Here is a 15,121-nt window from a genome sequence, read left to right as displayed (position 1 = left end):
CGGCGGGCCTCAGCAGGTGAGCGCCAGCGCGCCGATCTTGTCCGGCCGGAATCCGGACCAGTGATCGTCTCCGGCGATAATTACCGGAACTTGCTGATAACCTAAGGATTTAACGTGGTTCAGCGCCTGCTGATCCAGGGTGAGATCGACCACCTGATAATCAATCCCCTGTTTATCAAATGCGCGATAGGTGGCGTTGCACTGGACACAGTCCGGCTTACTGTAAATAATAATGCTCATGATTCGCATTTACCTTTAGGCTGAAGGAAAGGCGGACAAGTCAGATAACGGAGCATTGTTCCTGGCGTTTCTGACGGCGTTATCAACCGAACGACACTCCCTGCGGCTGACCTATAAAATACTATATGTTGATATTTATTTTATCAACCACGCCATATATGGTGTTTTGTCGGATTGGGTGCGCAGACCGCACCGGGGCTGGAAAAGGCGAGGGAAAAAATTTTTGCGGGTGAGAAATTCCCCCTCTCAGTGCAGAGGGGGGAAGAGAACGCATTACTGGCGCATGCTGACCGCCAGCCGGTTGAAGGCGTTCATGATGCTGATGGCGAAGGTCAGATCGGCGATCTCGGCATCGCTGAAGTGCGCCTTCAGCACCTCGAAAGCGCTGTCCGGCGCGCCGGTGGCGGCGATCAGCGTCACCGACTCGGCCCATTCCAGCGCGGCGCGCTCGCGCTCGCTGAATTCATGGCTGACGCGCCAGCCCGCCAGCGTATCCAGCTTGGCATGGCTGAAACCGCTTTCGCGCAGCGCTTTGCCGTGCATATCCAGGCAGTAGGCGCAGCCGTTGATCTGCGAAACGCGCATAAACATCAACTCGATGGTCGCCTTGTCCAGGGCGCCTTTCTCCAGCGCCATCAGCGCGCTCACCATATTTTTGTACGGGGCGGGCGCCAATTCGGCATAGTTCAAACGTTGCTTAATCATGCTCAACCTCAATCGGTAGTAACGAAATCATGGCGCTACTTTAGCGGCCTTATGGTCTATGCTATAGGGCCATAAAATGATTATTTAACCGAGCCATAATGCCATCTTTCCTGACCTCGCTGCGGCTGGACAGCCGGCTCGCCGAACCGCTGTACCGGCAGATTTACCTGCGGATTAAAGACGCCATTACCCAGGGCAGCCTGGCGGCGGGCAGCCGGTTGCCCTCAGTGCGCGGGTTGGCGAGCGATCTGGGCGTGGCGCGCGCCACGGTGGAAAGCGCCTACGCGCAACTTATCGCCGAAGGTTTTTTGCAGAGTCGCGGGCAGGCGGGCACCTATGTCTCGCCGCAGCTGCCGCACATGCCGCCGGGCGCGGTATCCGCTGCGCCACCGCTGGCGGCGATAGCGCCGGATCCGCTGCAGCCGCAGGGCATGCTGCAGCCTTTCCAACTGGGCGTGCCGGCGCTGGATGCGTTTCCGCGGGCGTTATGGCAGCGCATTGTCGCCCGCCGGCTGCGCGCTTCCACGGTGGCTTCCCTGGCGCTGCCGCCGGCCGGCGGCCTGCCTGAGCTGCGTGAGGCGATCGCCCATTATCTCCATTTATCGCGCGGCATCAGCTGCCGGCCGGAGCAGGTTTTCCTCTGCGCCGGTTATCCGGCGTTGTTGGACTGGGTGGTGGAGACGCTGTTGCACGCCGGCGACGCGGTATGGATCGAAGATCCCGGCTATCCGGTCACGCGCCCGCTGCTGCGGGCCGCCGGCGTCAGGCCGATCGCCGTGCCGGTGGATGAACAAGGCATGGACGTGGCCGCCGGTATGCTGACGGCGCCTGAGGCGCGGCTGGCGGTGGTGACGCCGACCCATCAAAGCCCGCTCGGCGTCTCGCTCAGCCTGGCGCGGCGCATGGCGCTGCTCGACTGGGCGCAGCAGCGCGGGGCCTGGATCCTGGAAGATGACTACGACAGCGAGTTTCGCTATCACGGGCGGCCACTGCCGCCGCTGAAAAGCCTCGATGTTCAGGGGCGGGTGCTGTACGCCGGCACCTTCAGCAAAACGCTGTTCCCGGCGCTGCGCATGGCTTATCTGGTGGTGCCCGTCGGTCTGACGGAGACATTCGCGTGCAGCAGTCGGCTGCGTGGCTGCGGTTGCCCGCCGCTGCTGCAGGCCGGCGTGGCGGATTTTATCCGGCAAGGACATTTCTACCGCCATCTGAAACGCATGCGGCCGCTGTACCGCCAGCGGCGCGAGTGGCTGACGCAGGCGTTGGAGCGGCAACTGGGGGCGTGGCTGAGGGTGGTGCCGCAGCAGGGCGGCATTCAGCTATTGGCCCGGCTACGTGACGGGGTGGCGGATACGCCGTTGGCGGCGCAAGCCTGGCAACTGGGGTTGGCGGTGCAGGCGTTGTCGGACTGGCGAATCGATCATCCGGCGGGGCAGGGGTTACTGCTGGGGTTTGCCAATTTCACTCGGCAAGAGGAGACGGAGCGGGCGGTGCAGGGGCTGGCGCAGCTGTTCAAACGCCTAAATTAAACGGCCCGCGATTTCCGCGGGCCAGACGCACATCTGTTTTATCTTTATGACTGCAGGGGTGTTAACGCCGGGCCAGCAGCACGCCGAGCACGATGCCGACGGCGGCACCGATCCCTACGCCCTGCCAAGGTTTGTCACGCACATAGCTATCGGCTTGATCAACCGCATCGCGCGCATGCTGTGTCAGACTGGTGGAGCCATTGAACCGCGCTCGCGCGTCGCGCAGCACGCCTTTCGCCTTGCTGTGCAGCTCTTTCAGTTCCTCTTTGGTCTTGTCACCGGACTCGCGCAACACTTCATCCAGCGTATCGGCCAACAGAGTGACGTCCTGATCGATATCGCGTTCTGTTCTTTCCGCTTTCTTAAACATTCAGCTCTCCATTTCGACACATGTCTTTTAAGTGTAGACCATGGCGCGATTTGCGTGGCCGATCACGGAAAAAAAACCGCCGTCACGCAGGTGTTTGCCTGCGCCTGGGCTTTGTACATTTGGTTACTCGGCGAAACCAATCACTCACGGAAACGGCAGTTTGATTCCACTAGTATCTGTTTCAACGGCTCCACCGGAGCTTACCGAAACAACACTCTGAGGATGTAAAGATGAAAAAAGTATTAGCGCTGATCGTTGCTGCCACTATGGGTCTGTCTTCTGTTGCTTTCGCTGCTGATACTGCAGCTACTGCTCCGGCTACCACCACCGCGCCAGCTGCGACCACCACTACCGCTGCGCCAGCGGCTGCTGCTGAAAAAGCGCCGGCTAAAGCAACGCACCACAAGAAAGCCAAGCACCACAAAAAAGCGCCAGCCCAGAAAGCGCAGGCCGCTAAAAAGCACCACAAAAAAGCGCCGGCTCAGAAAGCCCAGGCAGCTAAAAAGCACCACAAAAAAGCGCCGGCTCAGAAAGCCCAGGCAGCTAAAAAACACCACAAAAAAGCCGGTAAAAAAGCTTAATTAAGTGATGTTTGCGGAACCGAAAGGTTCCGCACTTTCCAGCCCGTACTCCAGACACCCGGTTATCCCGGGTGTTTTCTTTTGAGGCGACGAACGATGATCAATCGCTATCTGTTTGAAGTCATTTTCAGCGCGGTAACCCTGTGCGGAGCGATCGTCGGTTGGGAACTGTTTTTGGCCGGCAGCTTTCTGTAATTATTGCGCCGCGGCGGTTTCGTGCAAATGCCGCCAGCCGAGCGCGTTGGGCTGACGTTCAAAGACCACCGTGGAATAGCGCAGCGTGGCGCTTTGCCCCGGCAGGCTCTGCTTTTCCCGGTAGCTGACTACCGCGCCCGTCGGCCATTCGGCCACCAGCTTCATCTCTTCTATCTCGATTTCCAATCCCGGTTTGGCGGCGCGATGCGCGCGGAAAAAGGCGCACAGCGCGGCAAAATCCAGCGGAGCGCCGCTCAGCGCGATCATGCTGAAATCCGGCGTAAAGCGCGCCAGCAGCGCCTGCTCTTCTCCAGCCCCTTTGCCCAGCCAGCGTTCAATGGCGATGTGGGCGTCGATCACTTCGGTAAAATACGGGTTCATAAAGCATCCTGTTGAGCGTTGAGTTGGCGCACGATGGCGCGGTTGGCGAGGCGCAGGCACAGCAGCAGCGGGATAAATACGCTGGCGCCCGCCAGAATGAAGCAGGTTCGGTAGGCCGCCGCGGGCGGCAGCCCGGTCAGCAGCAGATTCAGCAGCAGGCTGAGCAGCGCCACGCCGAGGCAAAAACTGAGCTGGCGATTGATGTTCCACAGCGCGCTGGCGTCCGCCAGCTGAGCGTCGGGGATCTGCAGGAACGCGCTGCTCTGCGCGGTGCTGCTGCACAGGCTGCCGCCAAATCCCATCAGGGCGAAGGCGGCGATCTGCCACGCGTGTTGCCCGGCCTGGTCGATCTGCGCCAGCTTCAGCATGCCGGCGCCTTGCAACAGGCAGCCGGCGATCAGCAGCGGCCGTGGGCCGAGGCGGTTAAAGGTTTTGCCGGTCAGCGTGATGGCCAGGAACGACGCCAGCGCCCAGGGCAGCATCAGGCCGCCGACCTGTGCGGCGGGCATCCCCAGCTGGTTTTGCAGATACAGCATCGCCACCAGGCTGACGCCGATGAACAGGCCGGGAATGCACAAATAAACCGCCATGGCGTTGCGCAGCAGCGGATCGCCGACCAGCCGCAGGTTCAGCAGTGGCTGCGGGGTGCGCAGGCTATGGCGCAGATAGTACGCCAGCACCAGCAGGCCGGCGGCCAGCAGCGCCGCACCGGAAACCTGATGGCCGGCCTCGCTCAGCCGGGTCAGGCCGAGCAGCAGCAGCGTCAGCGCCGCGCAGGCGCTCAGCAGTCCTTTGCCGTCGAGCGGTTTGCGCGCCGTCGCCGACGTTTCCGCGCGCAGCCACAGCGCCGCCAGCGCCAGGGCCAGGGCCGCCAGCGGTAGGTTGGCGAAAAACACCCAGCGCCAGTCCAGCCGATCGACGAGCCAGCCGCCCAGCGCCGGTGACAGCGCCGGCGCCAGCAGCCCCACCAACATGATGGCCGCCGACAGCCCGGCGCGTTCATGGCTGCGGTACAGCTGGTAGGTCAGCGTTTGGCCGATGGGGATCAGCAAGCCGCCGCCCATGCCCTGCAGGGTGCGCCAGCCGATCAGCGCGCCGATGCTGTCGGCGTTGCCGGCGCCGAAGGTGGCCAGCATGAACAGCGCCAGCGACAGCAGGAACACCCGCCGCCCACCGATGCGCTGCGCCAGCCAGGCGCTGAGCGGGATCACCAGCGTCAGGCCGAGAATATAGCCGTTGCTGACCCACGCCAGTTGGCTGACCGACGCCCGCATCGCCTGGCCGATGGCGGGGTAGGCGACGTTGGCGATAAACATATTGATCAGATCGACGAAAAAGCCGAGCAGATAGACGATTGCCACTTTGCTGCGATAAGACATGGTGCCTCCGGTTGAAGGCGAGCAGTGTATCGGGGGGAAAAGTGCGGATAAATCGGCGGCGGGCGATTACACTGTCAAAATGATTTTGACAATAAGGGCGGCGAAATGCTGAATTTGCAGCGCCTGGCGATCTTCGCGGCGGTAGTGGAAGCGGGCAGCTTTACCGCGGCGGCGGCGGCGCTGGGGCAAACCAAGGCGGTGGTGAGCTTTAACGTCAAGCAGTTGGAGAACGAGCTGGGGGTGTCACTGCTGGCGCGCAGCACCCGGCGGCTGTCGCTGACCGACGCCGGCGAACGCTTTTACCAGCGCAGCCTGCAACTGCTGCAGGAGGCGGAAAACGTGCTGGACGACGTGCGCCGCGATCACCACGGGCTGAGCGGCGTGCTGCGCATCACCAGTACGCCGGAGTACGGCGCGCAGGTGGTGGTGCCGGCGCTGGCGGCGTTTTCGCGGCAGCATCCGCGGCTGCGCATCCAGCATGTGTCTTCTTCTTATCACGCCGATCTGATCTCGGAGCGCTTTGACGTGGCGATCCGCCTGGGCCAGCTGGCTGATTCCAGCCACCGCGCGGCGCTGATCGACAGTTTCGCCATTTTTCCGGTGGCGTCGCCGGGTTATCTGGCCGAGCGGCCGATTCATTCGCTGACCGAGCTGGCGCAGGCGCAGTGGATCGCCCACAGCCGGCTCAGTTCGCCGCTCAGCTGGCAGGTGGCCACGCCGCAGCGCGAAGCGGTGCTGTTCAAGGTGGCGGACGCCGCGACGCTCACCGGCGACAGCGCCGCGGCATTGCTGGCATTCGCCCTGCATGGCGCCGGGGTGGCGCTGCTGCCGGCGTGGCTGGCGCAGCCCGAAATCGACGCCGGCCGGCTGCAGCGGTTGCTGCCGGATCACCGTTTCCCCGAGCAGAGCATCTACGCGCTCTACCCGAATACCCGCCACGTGCCGGAAAAGGTGCGGGCGTTTATCGATTTTCTGCGCGCGCGGGTGGCGGCCAACCGTTAGCGAAATAATAATTCGTTATAACTCTCTCATTTATCATCAGATCCCATCGGGGTATGCTGGCAATCTCTGTCTATCCCGTCCGATGCGAGCCACCTTCGATGACCGCAGAAAATAACCTCCAGCTGAACCGACGCATTCTGTCCGTGGTGATGTTCACCTTCGTCTGCTACCTGACCATCGGCCTGCCGCTGGCGGTGCTGCCGGGATTTGTGCATGACCACCTGGGCTACAACTCGGTGCTGGCGGGCCTTATCATCAGCGCGCAGTACTTCGCCACGCTGTTCAGCCGCCCGCACGCCGGGCGCTATGCCGATCAGCTGGGGCCGAAGAAGGTGGTGCTGTTCGGCCTGGCGTGCTGCGGTGCCAGCGGCCTGTTTTACGCGCTGGCGTTCGGCGTTGACGATTACCCGTGGCTCAGCCTGCTGTTGCTGTGCGCGGGGCGGGTGTTTCTCGGCGTCGGCGAAAGCTTCGCCAGCACCGGTTCCACGCTGTGGGGCATCGGCCGGGTCGGGGCGATGCACACCGCGCGGGTGATTTCCTGGAACGGCGTCGCCACCTACGGGGCGATGGCGGCCGGGGCGCCGCTCGGCGTGTACCTGAATCAGCAGTGGGGATTGGCCGGGGTGGCGGCGCTGATCGTGCTGGCGGTCGCGGTGGCGCTGCTGTTGGCGAGCGGCAAGCCGGACGTTTCGATCGCCGCCGGGCAGCGCATCGCTTTCCGCGCGGTGTTCGGCCGCATTTGGGCCTATGGTCTCGGGCTGGCGATGGGTACCGTCGGCTTTGGCGTGATCGCCACGTTCATCACCCTTTACTACGCCGACAAAGGTTGGAGCGGCGCGGCGTTTTCGCTGACGCTGTTCAGCTGCGCCTTCGTCGGCATCCGTCTGATCTTCAGCAACGTCATCAACCGCCACGGCGGTCTGAAGGTGACGCTGGCGTCGTTTCTGGTCGAGATCGTCGGGCTGCTGTTGATCTGGCAGGCCGGCGAACCCTGGATGGTGCAAACCGGCGCGTTGCTGGCCGGCGCCGGTTTCTCGCTGGTGTTCCCGGCGCTGGGCGTCGAGGCGGTGAAACAGGTGCCGCCGCAGAACCAGGGCACGGCGCTCGGCACCTATTCGGCATTCCTCGATCTGGCGCTGGGCATCACCGGGCCGCTGGCCGGGCTGCTGATTGGGCAAGCGGGCGTGCCGTCGATCTATCTGGCGGCGGCGCTGCTGGTGGCGCTCGGGGTGCTGCTCACCCTGCGTCTGCTGCAGCGCAGCCGAGCCATTCAGGAATAGTCTGAAACCCGGATTCCTCCCCAGAAAATCATTGTTTCGGTGAATGATTACGGTAAGGTCGCTCAGCGGTCCAGAATGAGAGGAGGAATCGATGTATTTACGGCCGGATGAAGTGGCTAAAGTGTTGGAGAATACCGGCTTTGAGCGTGATTATGTCACCGACCAGGCCTATGGCTACCGCAAGGGTACACACTACGTGTATGTGAATCGCGAAGCGCGGATGGGCAGAACCGCATTGGTGATCCACCCGGCGCTGAAAGAGAGAAGCGTGCATTTCGCCACGCCGACCTCTCCGGTGCGCACCAGCGAGCAGTATCTGGAGTTTCCCCTGGATTTAAGCAGCGACGCCCCGAACCAGCGTTACGGCATCGCACACGGCTTCAGCTCGCGCGAAGCGCTGTCGCGCTACCTCTACAGCATGTTCCTGTAATCGGTCCCCCGCCCGGGGGACGCGATCAGCCGTGGGCCAACGCTTCGCGGTTGAAACGCTCATTGTAGGCGCGGCGGAACTGCGCCAGTTCAAACGCATCGATATCCAGCTCGGCGAAGTAAAACAGCGCCGCTTCGGTGTGCTCGGCGTGCAGCTCCGGCGACAGGCCGGCGCGCAGCAGCACGTCGCGCCACAGGGCAATCTGCTCGTCGTCCGCCTGTTTGATGAACGTCAGGTAGATGAACAGCAGGTAAGCCGCCTGGTGCATCTCTTCGGTGTAGCCGTTGTTCAGCATGCGGATAAAGGTCTGGCTTTGGCGGCTGCCCATCTCCTGGATCATCGATTCAATCAGCATCGGCTTGACCCTCAGCAGATGGGCCAGCGAATCGATGGCTTTGCGGGTGTCGGACGTCAGGATGCGGTAACCGATGATAAATACGACGATCAGGGCGGCGAGGATGATCCAGGTCATTTAGGCTTTATTACACTCTCAATACGCCAGAAGAGGGGCGGGAGGCGCTGTGCGAAAGCGCCCGCTATCAATGCTGTTCGCCGCTGAAATTACCGACCGCGCCCTGTTGGCGCAGGTGGTGATTGAAGGTGGCCGCGTCTTTGGCCAGCGCATCTAGATGGGCGCCGAGCATTTTGATCTGCTTCACCAGCGCATGCTGCTCCGGCACCGAACTGGCGGTGCTCAGTTTGCGCGCCAGTTGTTCATTCTGCGCCCGCAGCGCGGCTTCGCGCTGTTTGGCCTCTTCCAGCAGTTGCTGCAGCGCCTGGTAGCTCTGCTGCCATTCGCGGTGTTGCCGTTCGAAGCTGCTCTGCAACTCATTCATCGCATTTTGAAACTGGATTTCCAGCTCGCGCATTGTCATGGGCTCGATCCTTTGCGGCACTCAATGATGGCTTAGCAGTATAGCGAAAACTGTTCGCAAGCTCACCCGTTGACGACAAATGAGACAAATGCCGCTGACAATTCCCGGCTTGCAACCGTGGCAAGGCGTCTTACAATCGACCCCATTCCCGGCCGTAAAGGCTGCCGTTCAAGAGAGATGGAAGATGAGCGAGCAGGAAAAAGACTTTTTTGAACAGGCGATGGCGGACGTGGTGCCGCTGGCGAGCGGGCGGCAGACGCTGTACCTCAAGCCGCAGGAGACGGTGGACAAAAGCGCGCGGCGCGAAGCGCAGCGGCTGCGGCAGGAAAACTTCCTCAGCACCGATTTCCTCGAGGTGATCCCCTGTGAACAGCCGCTGGAGTTCAAAGGGGAAGGCATTCAGCAGGGCGTGCTGGACAAGCTGCGCAACGGGCTTACCCGCCGCAGGCGTCGCTGAACCTGTTGCGTCAGTCGGTCGAAGCCAGCCGGCAGGCGCTGTTTCGCTTCATCTTGCAGGCGGAGGCGCAAAACCTGCGTTCGCTGCTGATCGTGCACGGCCGCGGGCGGCAGAACGAAAGCCATCCGAATATCGTGCGCAGTTACGTCGCCAAATGGCTGGCGCAGTTTGAACAGGTGCAGGCGTTTTGCCGCGCCTTACCGCGCGACGGCGGCGAGGGCGCCTGCTACGTCACGCTGCGAAAATCGGCGCAGGCCAGGGCGGAAAACTTTGAGCGCCACGCCAAGCGCAGCCGTTGAAAGGATAGCGGAAATAAAATGGCCGGCGAGAGTCGCCGGCCATCGATGAATTATTTATTAAATATTTTATAGTCCAGCGAATAACGGCCGGCGCCGGTCACCGCCAGCAACAGCAAGCCGCCAATGATGCTGATGTTTTTAAAGAAGTTGATTTCGTTGCCCATCATTTCCATGCCGGTCATTTTCCAGAACGGATGGCCGATAAACGCGGTGCCCAAAACATACAGGGCGAAAATGACCGCGATAGGGCGAGTAAACAGACCGAGAATAAGCGCGATGCCGAAAATAAACTCCACCAGCACGGCAACGATCGCCGCCAAATAAGGCATCGGTGTGCCATAGCCTTCCATCGCCGTGACGGTCGCACCGAAGTTGACCAATTTCATCCAGCCGAAAATGATAAACAGAATCATCAGTAATATGCGGGACAGCAGAATGACGCCGTCTTTTGAGCTATCACCCATTTCGAACTCCTTAGCCACTGTCGGAATTATGTTGTCTTACTGAATAAAGATTAGAACAATTTACGTTTTTTTCTAGCGGCGACGGGCGGTTGCGCCACTTTTTTCGGTGTGCGAGACGCGTGGTGAAGCCGGCGGCATTGCCTATACTTGAACCCGGAGCAAAAACAATAAAACAGGCAATGTGAGGCCAAGATGGACGAGGAATTGACCGCCGCCGGTTACCGCCGTTATTCCGGTGATAAGATTGACGTTTATTTTAACCCTGCAGTTTGCCGCCATTCTGCCAACTGCGTGCGTGGCAACGCGGCTATTTTTACCTTGAACCGCCGCCCGTGGATTATGCCGACAATGCCGAGCCGGCCGAAGTGAAACGCGTCATCGACACCTGCCCCAGCGGCGCACTGAAATATAGGGAGAAATAATATGGATCATAAAATACTGGCAGACGAGAAGCGTTTTTATATCAATGACGAACAAGGCAAGCTGATCGCCGAGATCTCTTTCGTGCCGAGCGGCGACAAGCTGACCATTATCGATCACACCTGGGTGGATGAGTCATTGAAGGGGCAGGGCGTCGGTAAAAAGCTGGTGGCGCTGGTGGTGGAGAAAATGCGCGCGGAGCAGCGTAAAATCATTCCGCTGTGCCCGTTCGCCAAACACGAGTTCGATACCACGCCGGCCTATCAGGACATTCGCGCCTGACGCGATAACGGGGCGCGGCGCGCCCCGGTTATTCAGCAGACGCCGAAATCGCCGTCTTCGTGGTACAGCGCCACGTCGCTGGCCTGCACCTCCGTGCGCTGCTCTTTACCCAGTTCATTCCAGCTGCAAACCAGGGTTTCGCCGTCGATCGCCACCACGGTCATCTTTGGGCCGCCGGTGGTGCGTTGAACAAAATCACCGATATTGAATGCCATGCGTTCCTCCACAACAGATTAAACCTCACCTATTGATAACACAGAATGGCGCCGCCGTTGGCAGATGTTTCGCTATGCATTATTTTATATAGCGATTATCACCAAGGAGAGCAGACTAACATGCCGGGATTATTGATGTTTTATGTGGGCGGTACGGCGCCGGGCGCCAATATTGAGCTGCACGACGTGCAGTTCGCGGCGGCGGATCGGCCGGAAGAGGCGTATCCGCTGCTGCGTGAAAAGTGGTTCGGCGATAAGCGCAAGGTGCATGTCGACGGCTATGCGCGCATCGACTGGGCGGACGGTTACGACGTGAGCCTGGAGCCTGCGCCGTTCGCCGGTGAAGAGAAGCTGTTTTTCGTCAACGTGGGCGGCTACCGCAGCGATGAGCTGGCGGAATTGCACCAGTTCGGCCTGTTTGTGGCGCGCTCTGCCGACGAGGCGAAGGACAAAGCCAAACGGGTGCTGCTGACGGACAGCGCGCAGCAGCACAAGGATGACCTGGCCGAGGTGGACGACTGCCTGCTGCTGCAGGCGCTGCAGGGCTACCACGTGCATCTGCGGGCCAACCCGCACGGCAAACCGGCCCGGCCGCTGTGGCAGGGGTATCTGCCGATCGGCGAACCCGCGTTATAGCGCCGCCAGCGCCTGCAGCTGTTGCCGCAACCAGCGGCAGGCCTCCGGCCGGCCGTTTTTGCGGTGCAGGTAGATTTTGATCTGATACGGCGGCACCGGAAACGGCAGGGGATGGATAGCCAGCGCCGCCGCCTGCCGCAATTTTTGCGCGGCGTAGCGCGGCATGCTCATCACCAGTTCGCTGTCGGCGACGATGAACGGCGCTCCCAGCAGCGAAGGCGTGCGGATGGCGATATCGCGCTGCAGCCCCAGCTTATCGAGCTGATAGTCAATGACGCCGCGCTGTTCGTTCCACGGCGTCACCACCAGATGGCGCGCCCGCAGGTAGTTTTCCAGCGTCAGTTCGCCGCATTTTACGCTGAAGGCGGGTGAACAAATCGCCACATACTCATCCTCCAGCCAGCTCACCTCGTCGATCTCCGGGTAGCTTTCGCCGTCGGTTTCGGTAAAGCCCAGCGCGAAGTCGATGCGCCCCGCCAGCAGATCGTTCAGCGCCACTTTGCGCTCGGAATAGCGCAGCTGGAACGACAGCCCCGGCGCCAGGCGCTGCATCTGCGCCATCAGCGCGGGAAATACCGCGAAGGCGGTGTAATCGGTAATGGCGAAGGTGAAGCTCTCCCGGCTTTCGGCGGGAACGAAGCGCGGGCGCGGATGCAGCCCTTTGGCCAGCAGCGCCAGACTTTCGCTGACGGTCGGGGCCAGGCTGTCGGCATACACGGTCGGGTGCATGTCGTTGCCGACCCGGTAAAACAGCTCGTCCGCCAGCGCCTTGCGCAGCCGGATCAGCGCGTGGCTCAGCGCCGACGCGCTGAGAGCCAGCTCCGCCGCGGCGCGCGTTACAGACCGCAGCCGATACACCGCTTCGAACACCAGCAGCAGATTGAGATCGAGGCGTTTCAAATCCAGATGCATGATATTCATTACCTGTTGATGAAAATGCAGTTCATACAGTATTTGAGGCGCGATATGCTGGCAAGCACAGCCATCAACACACTCAGGATTTGCCATGACCATTGAGATTTACCCGGCGCAAAAAAGCGACGCCAAACTGATTCTGGATATGATTATCGAGCTGGCGGTGTACGAAAAGGCGCGCGAGCAGGTGCTGGCCAGCGTGGAAGATATCGAACGCAGCCTGTTTGGGCCGGGCGCCTGTTCCGAAGCGCTGATTTGTACGGTAAACGGCGAGCCGGCGGGTTATGCGGTGTTCTTTATGAGTTACTCCACCTGGCTGGGTAAAAACGGCATCTATCTGGAAGACCTGTACGTGGCGCCGAAGCATCGCGGCGCGGGCGCCGGTAAAAAGCTGCTGCGGCACATCGCCCAGCTGGCGTGCGAACGGCAGTGCGGCCGCCTGGAGTGGAGCGTGCTGGACTGGAACCAACCGGCCATCGATTTCTACCTCAGCATCGGCGCGCAGCCGCAGGGCGAGTGGGTGCGCTATCGTATGGAAGGCGAGGCGCTGATGTACTTCGCGGCGCACGGGGCGGCGCTGCCGGCATGATAGCCGTTGGGGGGAGGCGGCCTCCCCAACTGTGGTGATGTGAACGGTTTACTGCGGATCAATCAGGCGGGTTTGCGGGCGGCGAGAATGAAGATCATCGGGCGCTCCTGCTCTTCGTCCAGCGCCGGATTAGCGGCAATTTGTTGCGTGCTGGGGCCCCATTCGTTCAAATGCTGGATGATAAATCCTTGCTGCGCCAGCGGGTTGATATAGCCGCCGAGCGTGCGGTGCTGCTTGATGACACCTTCCGCCAGCCAGTTGGAAACGCGCTGGCCTTCTCGCTGGTAGCCGTTCACCGGCCAGGACTTCTGTCCGTTGCCGTCGGTCAGCCAGCCCTGCTGCGCCGGGGCGGTGTAGATCGGGTGCTCGGCGGTGAAGATGAACTGCCCGCCGGGTTTCAGCGCGGCGTAAACCGTGGCGAACAGCGCGGCCAGATCCTCGAGGTAGTGCAGCGTCAGCGAGCTGTAGACCAGATCGTAACTTTCCGGCGGCAGCTGCAGCTGCGCCAAATCCTGCCGACGATACGCGATGCCCGCGTCGGCGGTCATCTCCCGCGCTTTTGCCAGCATTTTTTCCGAGACGTCCAGCCCCAGCACGCTGGCTGCGCCCTGTTCGCGCGCGCTGCGGCAAAACCAGCCGTAGCCGCAGCCGAGATCGACCACGCTTTTGCCCTGCAAATCCGGCAGGATGCGGCGGATGGCGGGCCATTCCGGCGCGCCGTCCAGGCCGTGCTGCGAGCGGCTGAGCTGCGCATAGCCGTCGAAAAAGGCCTGATTGTCATAGATGTTTTGCGTCATGATGACTCCTTGGGATGAATGCCGCTGTCATACCGTGCATAGTGCTGCATAATTCTACGCTGACAACATGGATAACAGGAATGACGATGGACATGATTTCGGTGCGGCAAGCGCCCGAGCTGGCGCCGCGCGCCATTGCGTATTTTCAGCGGCACTGGGCCACGGCAGAGACGCTGATGATGTATGAAGACGCCATCAACCGCAGCCTCGGCGCCGCCAACCCGCTGCCGCAGTGGTACCTGCTGATGGAAAATGACCAAATCCTCGGCTGCGCGGGGCTTATCACCAACGACTTTATCAGCCGTGGGGAGTTGTATCCCTGGCTGTGTGCGCTCTATGTAGAGGAAGCGCAGCGCGGCCGGGGCCACGGCGCCAAACTGATTGAGCATGTGGCGGCGGAAACCCGCCGACTGGGCTTCCCGCAGCTGCACCTGTGCACCGATCTGGAGGGGTATTACGAGCGCAGCGGCTTCGTTTACAACGGGCTCGGGTATCACCCCTGGGGCGAAGCCTCGCGGGTCTATTCGCGGGCGTTGTGATCGCCGCCGGGTGTGCGTAAGACAAACCTGACTTTTCTTTTCGTTCACCTCATCGCGCATCGCGGGTTACACTGGCCGCTTGTTCGCCACCGACCGGGTTAATTCGCCGCCGCGATGAGAGTGTCACGCCAGCTACAGCAACGCTTTACCGCCTGCATCGCCATTATGGCGGTGCTGTTGCTGTTTGTGGCGCCGGTGGTGTCGAAATCGCTGATGCACCACCAGATGATGGGCGGCATGGCGCAGACGGACGCCGCTATGCCGCACAACATGCACGCGATGACGATGCCCGCCGCCGAGCATGCCGGCCACCACGGCATGGATCCTGCGGAAATGATTTTCTGCGGTTATTGCGAGCTGCTGATCCACGTGCCGCTGCTGCTGTGGACATTCGTCCCGCTGCTGTGGCTGATGGCGCGCATCGCGCGCCTGCCTAGCGCGCCGCGCATCGTTTCTCCGCCCCTTCGGCGCCTTGTTCTGCGGCCGAGCCCGCGCGGGCCGCCCGGCCAACCGTTTTTCCCTATTGCTTGATCATGGGTAA

21 protein-coding genes and 2 pseudogenes are annotated in these 15,121 nt (G+C 61.3%); 12 read left to right on the top strand and 11 right to left on the bottom strand.

The window, feature by feature from the left end; translation table 11 throughout:
• Positions 1-9: 9 nt before the first annotated feature.
• Together nrdH and ACSBQQ_RS19430 are read right to left on the bottom strand one after the other, a co-directional pair.
• The gene (nrdH, locus tag ACSBQQ_RS19435; protein WP_033654333.1) at positions 10-240 is read right to left on the bottom strand and encodes a glutaredoxin-like protein NrdH; all 231 of its coding nucleotides are present in this window, start codon (positions 238-240) and stop codon (positions 10-12) included.
• 273 nt (positions 241-513) lie between these two features.
• Positions 514-945, bottom strand: a complete 432-nt coding sequence (locus tag ACSBQQ_RS19430; protein ID WP_033635679.1) for a carboxymuconolactone decarboxylase family protein — start codon at positions 943-945, stop codon at positions 514-516.
• 95 nt (positions 946-1,040) lie between these two features.
• Here ACSBQQ_RS19430 and ACSBQQ_RS19425 point away from each other — a divergent pair, with 95 nt between their 5' ends.
• Positions 1,041-2,474, top strand: a complete 1,434-nt coding sequence (locus ACSBQQ_RS19425) for a PLP-dependent aminotransferase family protein (RefSeq protein ID WP_060429009.1) — start codon at positions 1,041-1,043, stop codon at positions 2,472-2,474.
• A gap of 61 nt (positions 2,475-2,535) precedes the next feature.
• Here ACSBQQ_RS19425 and ACSBQQ_RS19420 read toward each other — a convergent pair whose 3' ends face one another.
• Positions 2,536-2,844, bottom strand: a complete 309-nt coding sequence (locus ACSBQQ_RS19420; RefSeq protein WP_004928950.1) for a DUF883 family protein — start codon at positions 2,842-2,844, stop codon at positions 2,536-2,538.
• A 230-nt stretch (positions 2,845-3,074) separates the two neighbouring features.
• Here ACSBQQ_RS19420 and asr point away from each other — a divergent pair, with 230 nt between their 5' ends.
• The gene (gene asr, locus ACSBQQ_RS19415) at positions 3,075-3,425 is read left to right on the top strand and encodes an acid resistance repetitive basic protein Asr (protein ID WP_033649784.1); all 351 of its coding nucleotides are present in this window, start codon (positions 3,075-3,077) and stop codon (positions 3,423-3,425) included.
• 195 nt (positions 3,426-3,620) lie between these two features.
• On the opposite strand, the gene ACSBQQ_RS19410 is transcribed toward asr, so the two are convergent.
• Both ACSBQQ_RS19410 and ACSBQQ_RS19405 read right to left on the bottom strand, forming a co-directional pair.
• On the bottom strand, positions 3,621-4,001 hold the full coding sequence (locus ACSBQQ_RS19410) for a DUF4440 domain-containing protein (RefSeq protein ID WP_039568646.1): 381 nt from the start codon (positions 3,999-4,001) through the stop codon (positions 3,621-3,623).
• A complete protein-coding gene (locus ACSBQQ_RS19405; RefSeq protein ID WP_060429007.1) occupies positions 3,998-5,380 on the bottom strand; it encodes an MFS transporter in 1,383 nt (460 codons plus the stop codon). The genes ACSBQQ_RS19410 and ACSBQQ_RS19405 overlap by 4 nt, the downstream gene beginning before the upstream one ends.
• A 105-nt stretch (positions 5,381-5,485) precedes the next feature.
• Here ACSBQQ_RS19405 and ACSBQQ_RS19400 point away from each other — a divergent pair, with 105 nt between their 5' ends.
• From ACSBQQ_RS19400 to ACSBQQ_RS19390, 3 genes are all read left to right on the top strand, one after another.
• On the top strand, positions 5,486-6,382 hold the full coding sequence (locus tag ACSBQQ_RS19400; protein WP_033649787.1) for a LysR family transcriptional regulator: 897 nt from the start codon (positions 5,486-5,488) through the stop codon (positions 6,380-6,382).
• A gap of 98 nt (positions 6,383-6,480) precedes the next feature.
• On the top strand, positions 6,481-7,662 hold the full coding sequence (locus tag ACSBQQ_RS19395) for an MFS transporter (protein ID WP_072269939.1): 1,182 nt from the start codon (positions 6,481-6,483) through the stop codon (positions 7,660-7,662).
• Positions 7,663-7,753: 91 nt separating this feature from the next.
• Positions 7,754-8,092 (top strand): DUF2002 family protein, encoded by a 339-nt coding sequence (locus ACSBQQ_RS19390; RefSeq protein WP_016929830.1) that lies wholly within the window; start codon positions 7,754-7,756, stop codon positions 8,090-8,092.
• A 25-nt stretch (positions 8,093-8,117) separates the two neighbouring features.
• On the opposite strand, the gene ACSBQQ_RS19385 is transcribed toward ACSBQQ_RS19390, so the two are convergent.
• On the bottom strand, positions 8,118-8,564 hold the full coding sequence (locus ACSBQQ_RS19385) for a DUF1198 family protein (RefSeq protein WP_033649788.1): 447 nt from the start codon (positions 8,562-8,564) through the stop codon (positions 8,118-8,120).
• A 67-nt stretch (positions 8,565-8,631) separates the two neighbouring features.
• Positions 8,632-8,967: an MbeD/MobD family mobilization/exclusion protein gene (locus ACSBQQ_RS19380; protein ID WP_033635672.1), complete on the bottom strand. Its 336-nt coding sequence runs from the start codon at positions 8,965-8,967 to the stop codon at positions 8,632-8,634.
• Positions 8,968-9,151: 184 nt separating this feature from the next.
• Between ACSBQQ_RS19380 and smrA the strand changes: the two are divergent.
• Positions 9,152-9,723, top strand: a pseudogene (gene smrA, locus ACSBQQ_RS19375) (DNA endonuclease SmrA).
• A 50-nt stretch (positions 9,724-9,773) separates the two neighbouring features.
• On the opposite strand, the gene ACSBQQ_RS19370 reads toward smrA, so the two are convergent.
• The gene (locus tag ACSBQQ_RS19370; protein ID WP_033635670.1) at positions 9,774-10,187 is read right to left on the bottom strand and encodes a DoxX family protein; all 414 of its coding nucleotides are present in this window, start codon (positions 10,185-10,187) and stop codon (positions 9,774-9,776) included.
• Positions 10,188-10,379: 192 nt separating this feature from the next.
• On the opposite strand from ACSBQQ_RS19370, the pseudogene ACSBQQ_RS19365 reads away from it, so the two are divergent.
• Both ACSBQQ_RS19365 and ACSBQQ_RS19360 read left to right on the top strand, forming a co-directional pair.
• Positions 10,380-10,609 (top strand): annotated as a pseudogene (locus ACSBQQ_RS19365) ((4Fe-4S)-binding protein).
• 1 nt (position 10,610) lies between these two features.
• A complete protein-coding gene (locus tag ACSBQQ_RS19360) occupies positions 10,611-10,889 on the top strand; it encodes a GNAT family N-acetyltransferase (protein WP_025303974.1) in 279 nt (92 codons plus the stop codon).
• A gap of 32 nt (positions 10,890-10,921) precedes the next feature.
• Here ACSBQQ_RS19360 and ACSBQQ_RS19355 read toward each other — a convergent pair whose 3' ends face one another.
• Entirely contained in the window at positions 10,922-11,104 is a 183-nt protein-coding gene (locus ACSBQQ_RS19355; RefSeq protein WP_025303973.1) for a YodC family protein, read from the bottom strand.
• A 120-nt stretch (positions 11,105-11,224) separates the two neighbouring features.
• Between ACSBQQ_RS19355 and ACSBQQ_RS19350 the strand changes: the two genes are divergently transcribed.
• Positions 11,225-11,740 (top strand): DUF1543 domain-containing protein, encoded by a 516-nt coding sequence (locus tag ACSBQQ_RS19350; protein ID WP_033649790.1) that lies wholly within the window; start codon positions 11,225-11,227, stop codon positions 11,738-11,740.
• Here ACSBQQ_RS19350 and ACSBQQ_RS19345 read toward each other — a convergent pair.
• On the bottom strand, positions 11,735-12,661 hold the full coding sequence (locus ACSBQQ_RS19345; RefSeq protein WP_060429003.1) for a LysR substrate-binding domain-containing protein: 927 nt from the start codon (positions 12,659-12,661) through the stop codon (positions 11,735-11,737). The two genes, ACSBQQ_RS19350 and ACSBQQ_RS19345, sit on opposite strands and share 6 nt — an antisense overlap.
• An 85-nt stretch (positions 12,662-12,746) precedes the next feature.
• On the opposite strand from ACSBQQ_RS19345, the gene ACSBQQ_RS19340 reads away from it, so the two are divergent.
• A complete protein-coding gene (locus tag ACSBQQ_RS19340) occupies positions 12,747-13,244 on the top strand; it encodes a GNAT family N-acetyltransferase (RefSeq protein ID WP_060429001.1) in 498 nt (165 codons plus the stop codon).
• Positions 13,245-13,306: 62 nt separating this feature from the next.
• On the opposite strand, the gene ACSBQQ_RS19335 is transcribed toward ACSBQQ_RS19340, so the two are convergent.
• Positions 13,307-14,041, bottom strand: coding sequence for a class I SAM-dependent methyltransferase (locus tag ACSBQQ_RS19335; RefSeq protein ID WP_060428999.1), 735 nt, complete (start codon positions 14,039-14,041; stop codon positions 13,307-13,309).
• Positions 14,042-14,127: 86 nt separating this feature from the next.
• Between ACSBQQ_RS19335 and ACSBQQ_RS19330 the strand changes: the two genes are divergently transcribed.
• On the top strand, positions 14,128-14,580 hold the full coding sequence (locus ACSBQQ_RS19330; RefSeq protein ID WP_033649793.1) for a GNAT family N-acetyltransferase: 453 nt from the start codon (positions 14,128-14,130) through the stop codon (positions 14,578-14,580).
• A 114-nt stretch (positions 14,581-14,694) separates the two neighbouring features.
• Positions 14,695-15,111, top strand: coding sequence for a DUF2946 domain-containing protein (locus ACSBQQ_RS19325; RefSeq protein ID WP_196239252.1), 417 nt, complete (start codon positions 14,695-14,697; stop codon positions 15,109-15,111).
• Positions 15,112-15,121: the final 10 nt, after the last annotated feature.

The organism is Serratia sp. G204Y, assembly GCF_051172435.1.
Taxonomy (GTDB): Bacteria; Pseudomonadota; Gammaproteobacteria; order Enterobacterales; family Enterobacteriaceae; genus Serratia; species Serratia sarumanii.
This window is presented reverse-complemented; position numbering and strand designations above follow the sequence as displayed.

Coding starts and splice junctions, on each gene's coding strand:
- ACSBQQ_RS19405 (WP_060429007.1), bottom strand. CDS start 5,380: ATGTCTTATCGCAGCAAAGTGGCAATCGTCTATCTGCTCGGCTTTTTC.
- nrdH (WP_033654333.1), bottom strand. CDS start 240: ATGAGCATTATTATTTACAGTAAGCCGGACTGTGTCCAGTGCAACGCC.
- ACSBQQ_RS19355 (WP_025303973.1), bottom strand. CDS start 11,104: ATGGCATTCAATATCGGTGATTTTGTTCAACGCACCACCGGCGGCCCA.
- ACSBQQ_RS19330 (WP_033649793.1), top strand. CDS start 14,128: ATGGACATGATTTCGGTGCGGCAAGCGCCCGAGCTGGCGCCGCGCGCC.
- ACSBQQ_RS19385 (WP_033649788.1), bottom strand. CDS start 8,564: ATGACCTGGATCATCCTCGCCGCCCTGATCGTCGTATTTATCATCGGT.
- ACSBQQ_RS19430 (WP_033635679.1), bottom strand. CDS start 945: ATGATTAAGCAACGTTTGAACTATGCCGAATTGGCGCCCGCCCCGTAC.
- ACSBQQ_RS19370 (WP_033635670.1), bottom strand. CDS start 10,187: ATGGGTGATAGCTCAAAAGACGGCGTCATTCTGCTGTCCCGCATATTA.
- ACSBQQ_RS19395 (WP_072269939.1), top strand. CDS start 6,481: ATGACCGCAGAAAATAACCTCCAGCTGAACCGACGCATTCTGTCCGTG.
- ACSBQQ_RS19345 (WP_060429003.1), bottom strand. CDS start 12,661: ATGAATATCATGCATCTGGATTTGAAACGCCTCGATCTCAATCTGCTG.
- ACSBQQ_RS19390 (WP_016929830.1), top strand. CDS start 7,754: ATGTATTTACGGCCGGATGAAGTGGCTAAAGTGTTGGAGAATACCGGC.
- ACSBQQ_RS19420 (WP_004928950.1), bottom strand. CDS start 2,844: ATGTTTAAGAAAGCGGAAAGAACAGAACGCGATATCGATCAGGACGTC.
- ACSBQQ_RS19360 (WP_025303974.1), top strand. CDS start 10,611: ATGGATCATAAAATACTGGCAGACGAGAAGCGTTTTTATATCAATGAC.
- ACSBQQ_RS19325 (WP_196239252.1), top strand. CDS start 14,695: ATGAGAGTGTCACGCCAGCTACAGCAACGCTTTACCGCCTGCATCGCC.
- ACSBQQ_RS19380 (WP_033635672.1), bottom strand. CDS start 8,967: ATGACAATGCGCGAGCTGGAAATCCAGTTTCAAAATGCGATGAATGAG.
- ACSBQQ_RS19350 (WP_033649790.1), top strand. CDS start 11,225: ATGCCGGGATTATTGATGTTTTATGTGGGCGGTACGGCGCCGGGCGCC.
- ACSBQQ_RS19340 (WP_060429001.1), top strand. CDS start 12,747: ATGACCATTGAGATTTACCCGGCGCAAAAAAGCGACGCCAAACTGATT.
- ACSBQQ_RS19410 (WP_039568646.1), bottom strand. CDS start 4,001: ATGAACCCGTATTTTACCGAAGTGATCGACGCCCACATCGCCATTGAA.
- ACSBQQ_RS19335 (WP_060428999.1), bottom strand. CDS start 14,041: ATGACGCAAAACATCTATGACAATCAGGCCTTTTTCGACGGCTATGCG.
- asr (WP_033649784.1), top strand. CDS start 3,075: ATGAAAAAAGTATTAGCGCTGATCGTTGCTGCCACTATGGGTCTGTCT.
- ACSBQQ_RS19400 (WP_033649787.1), top strand. CDS start 5,486: ATGCTGAATTTGCAGCGCCTGGCGATCTTCGCGGCGGTAGTGGAAGCG.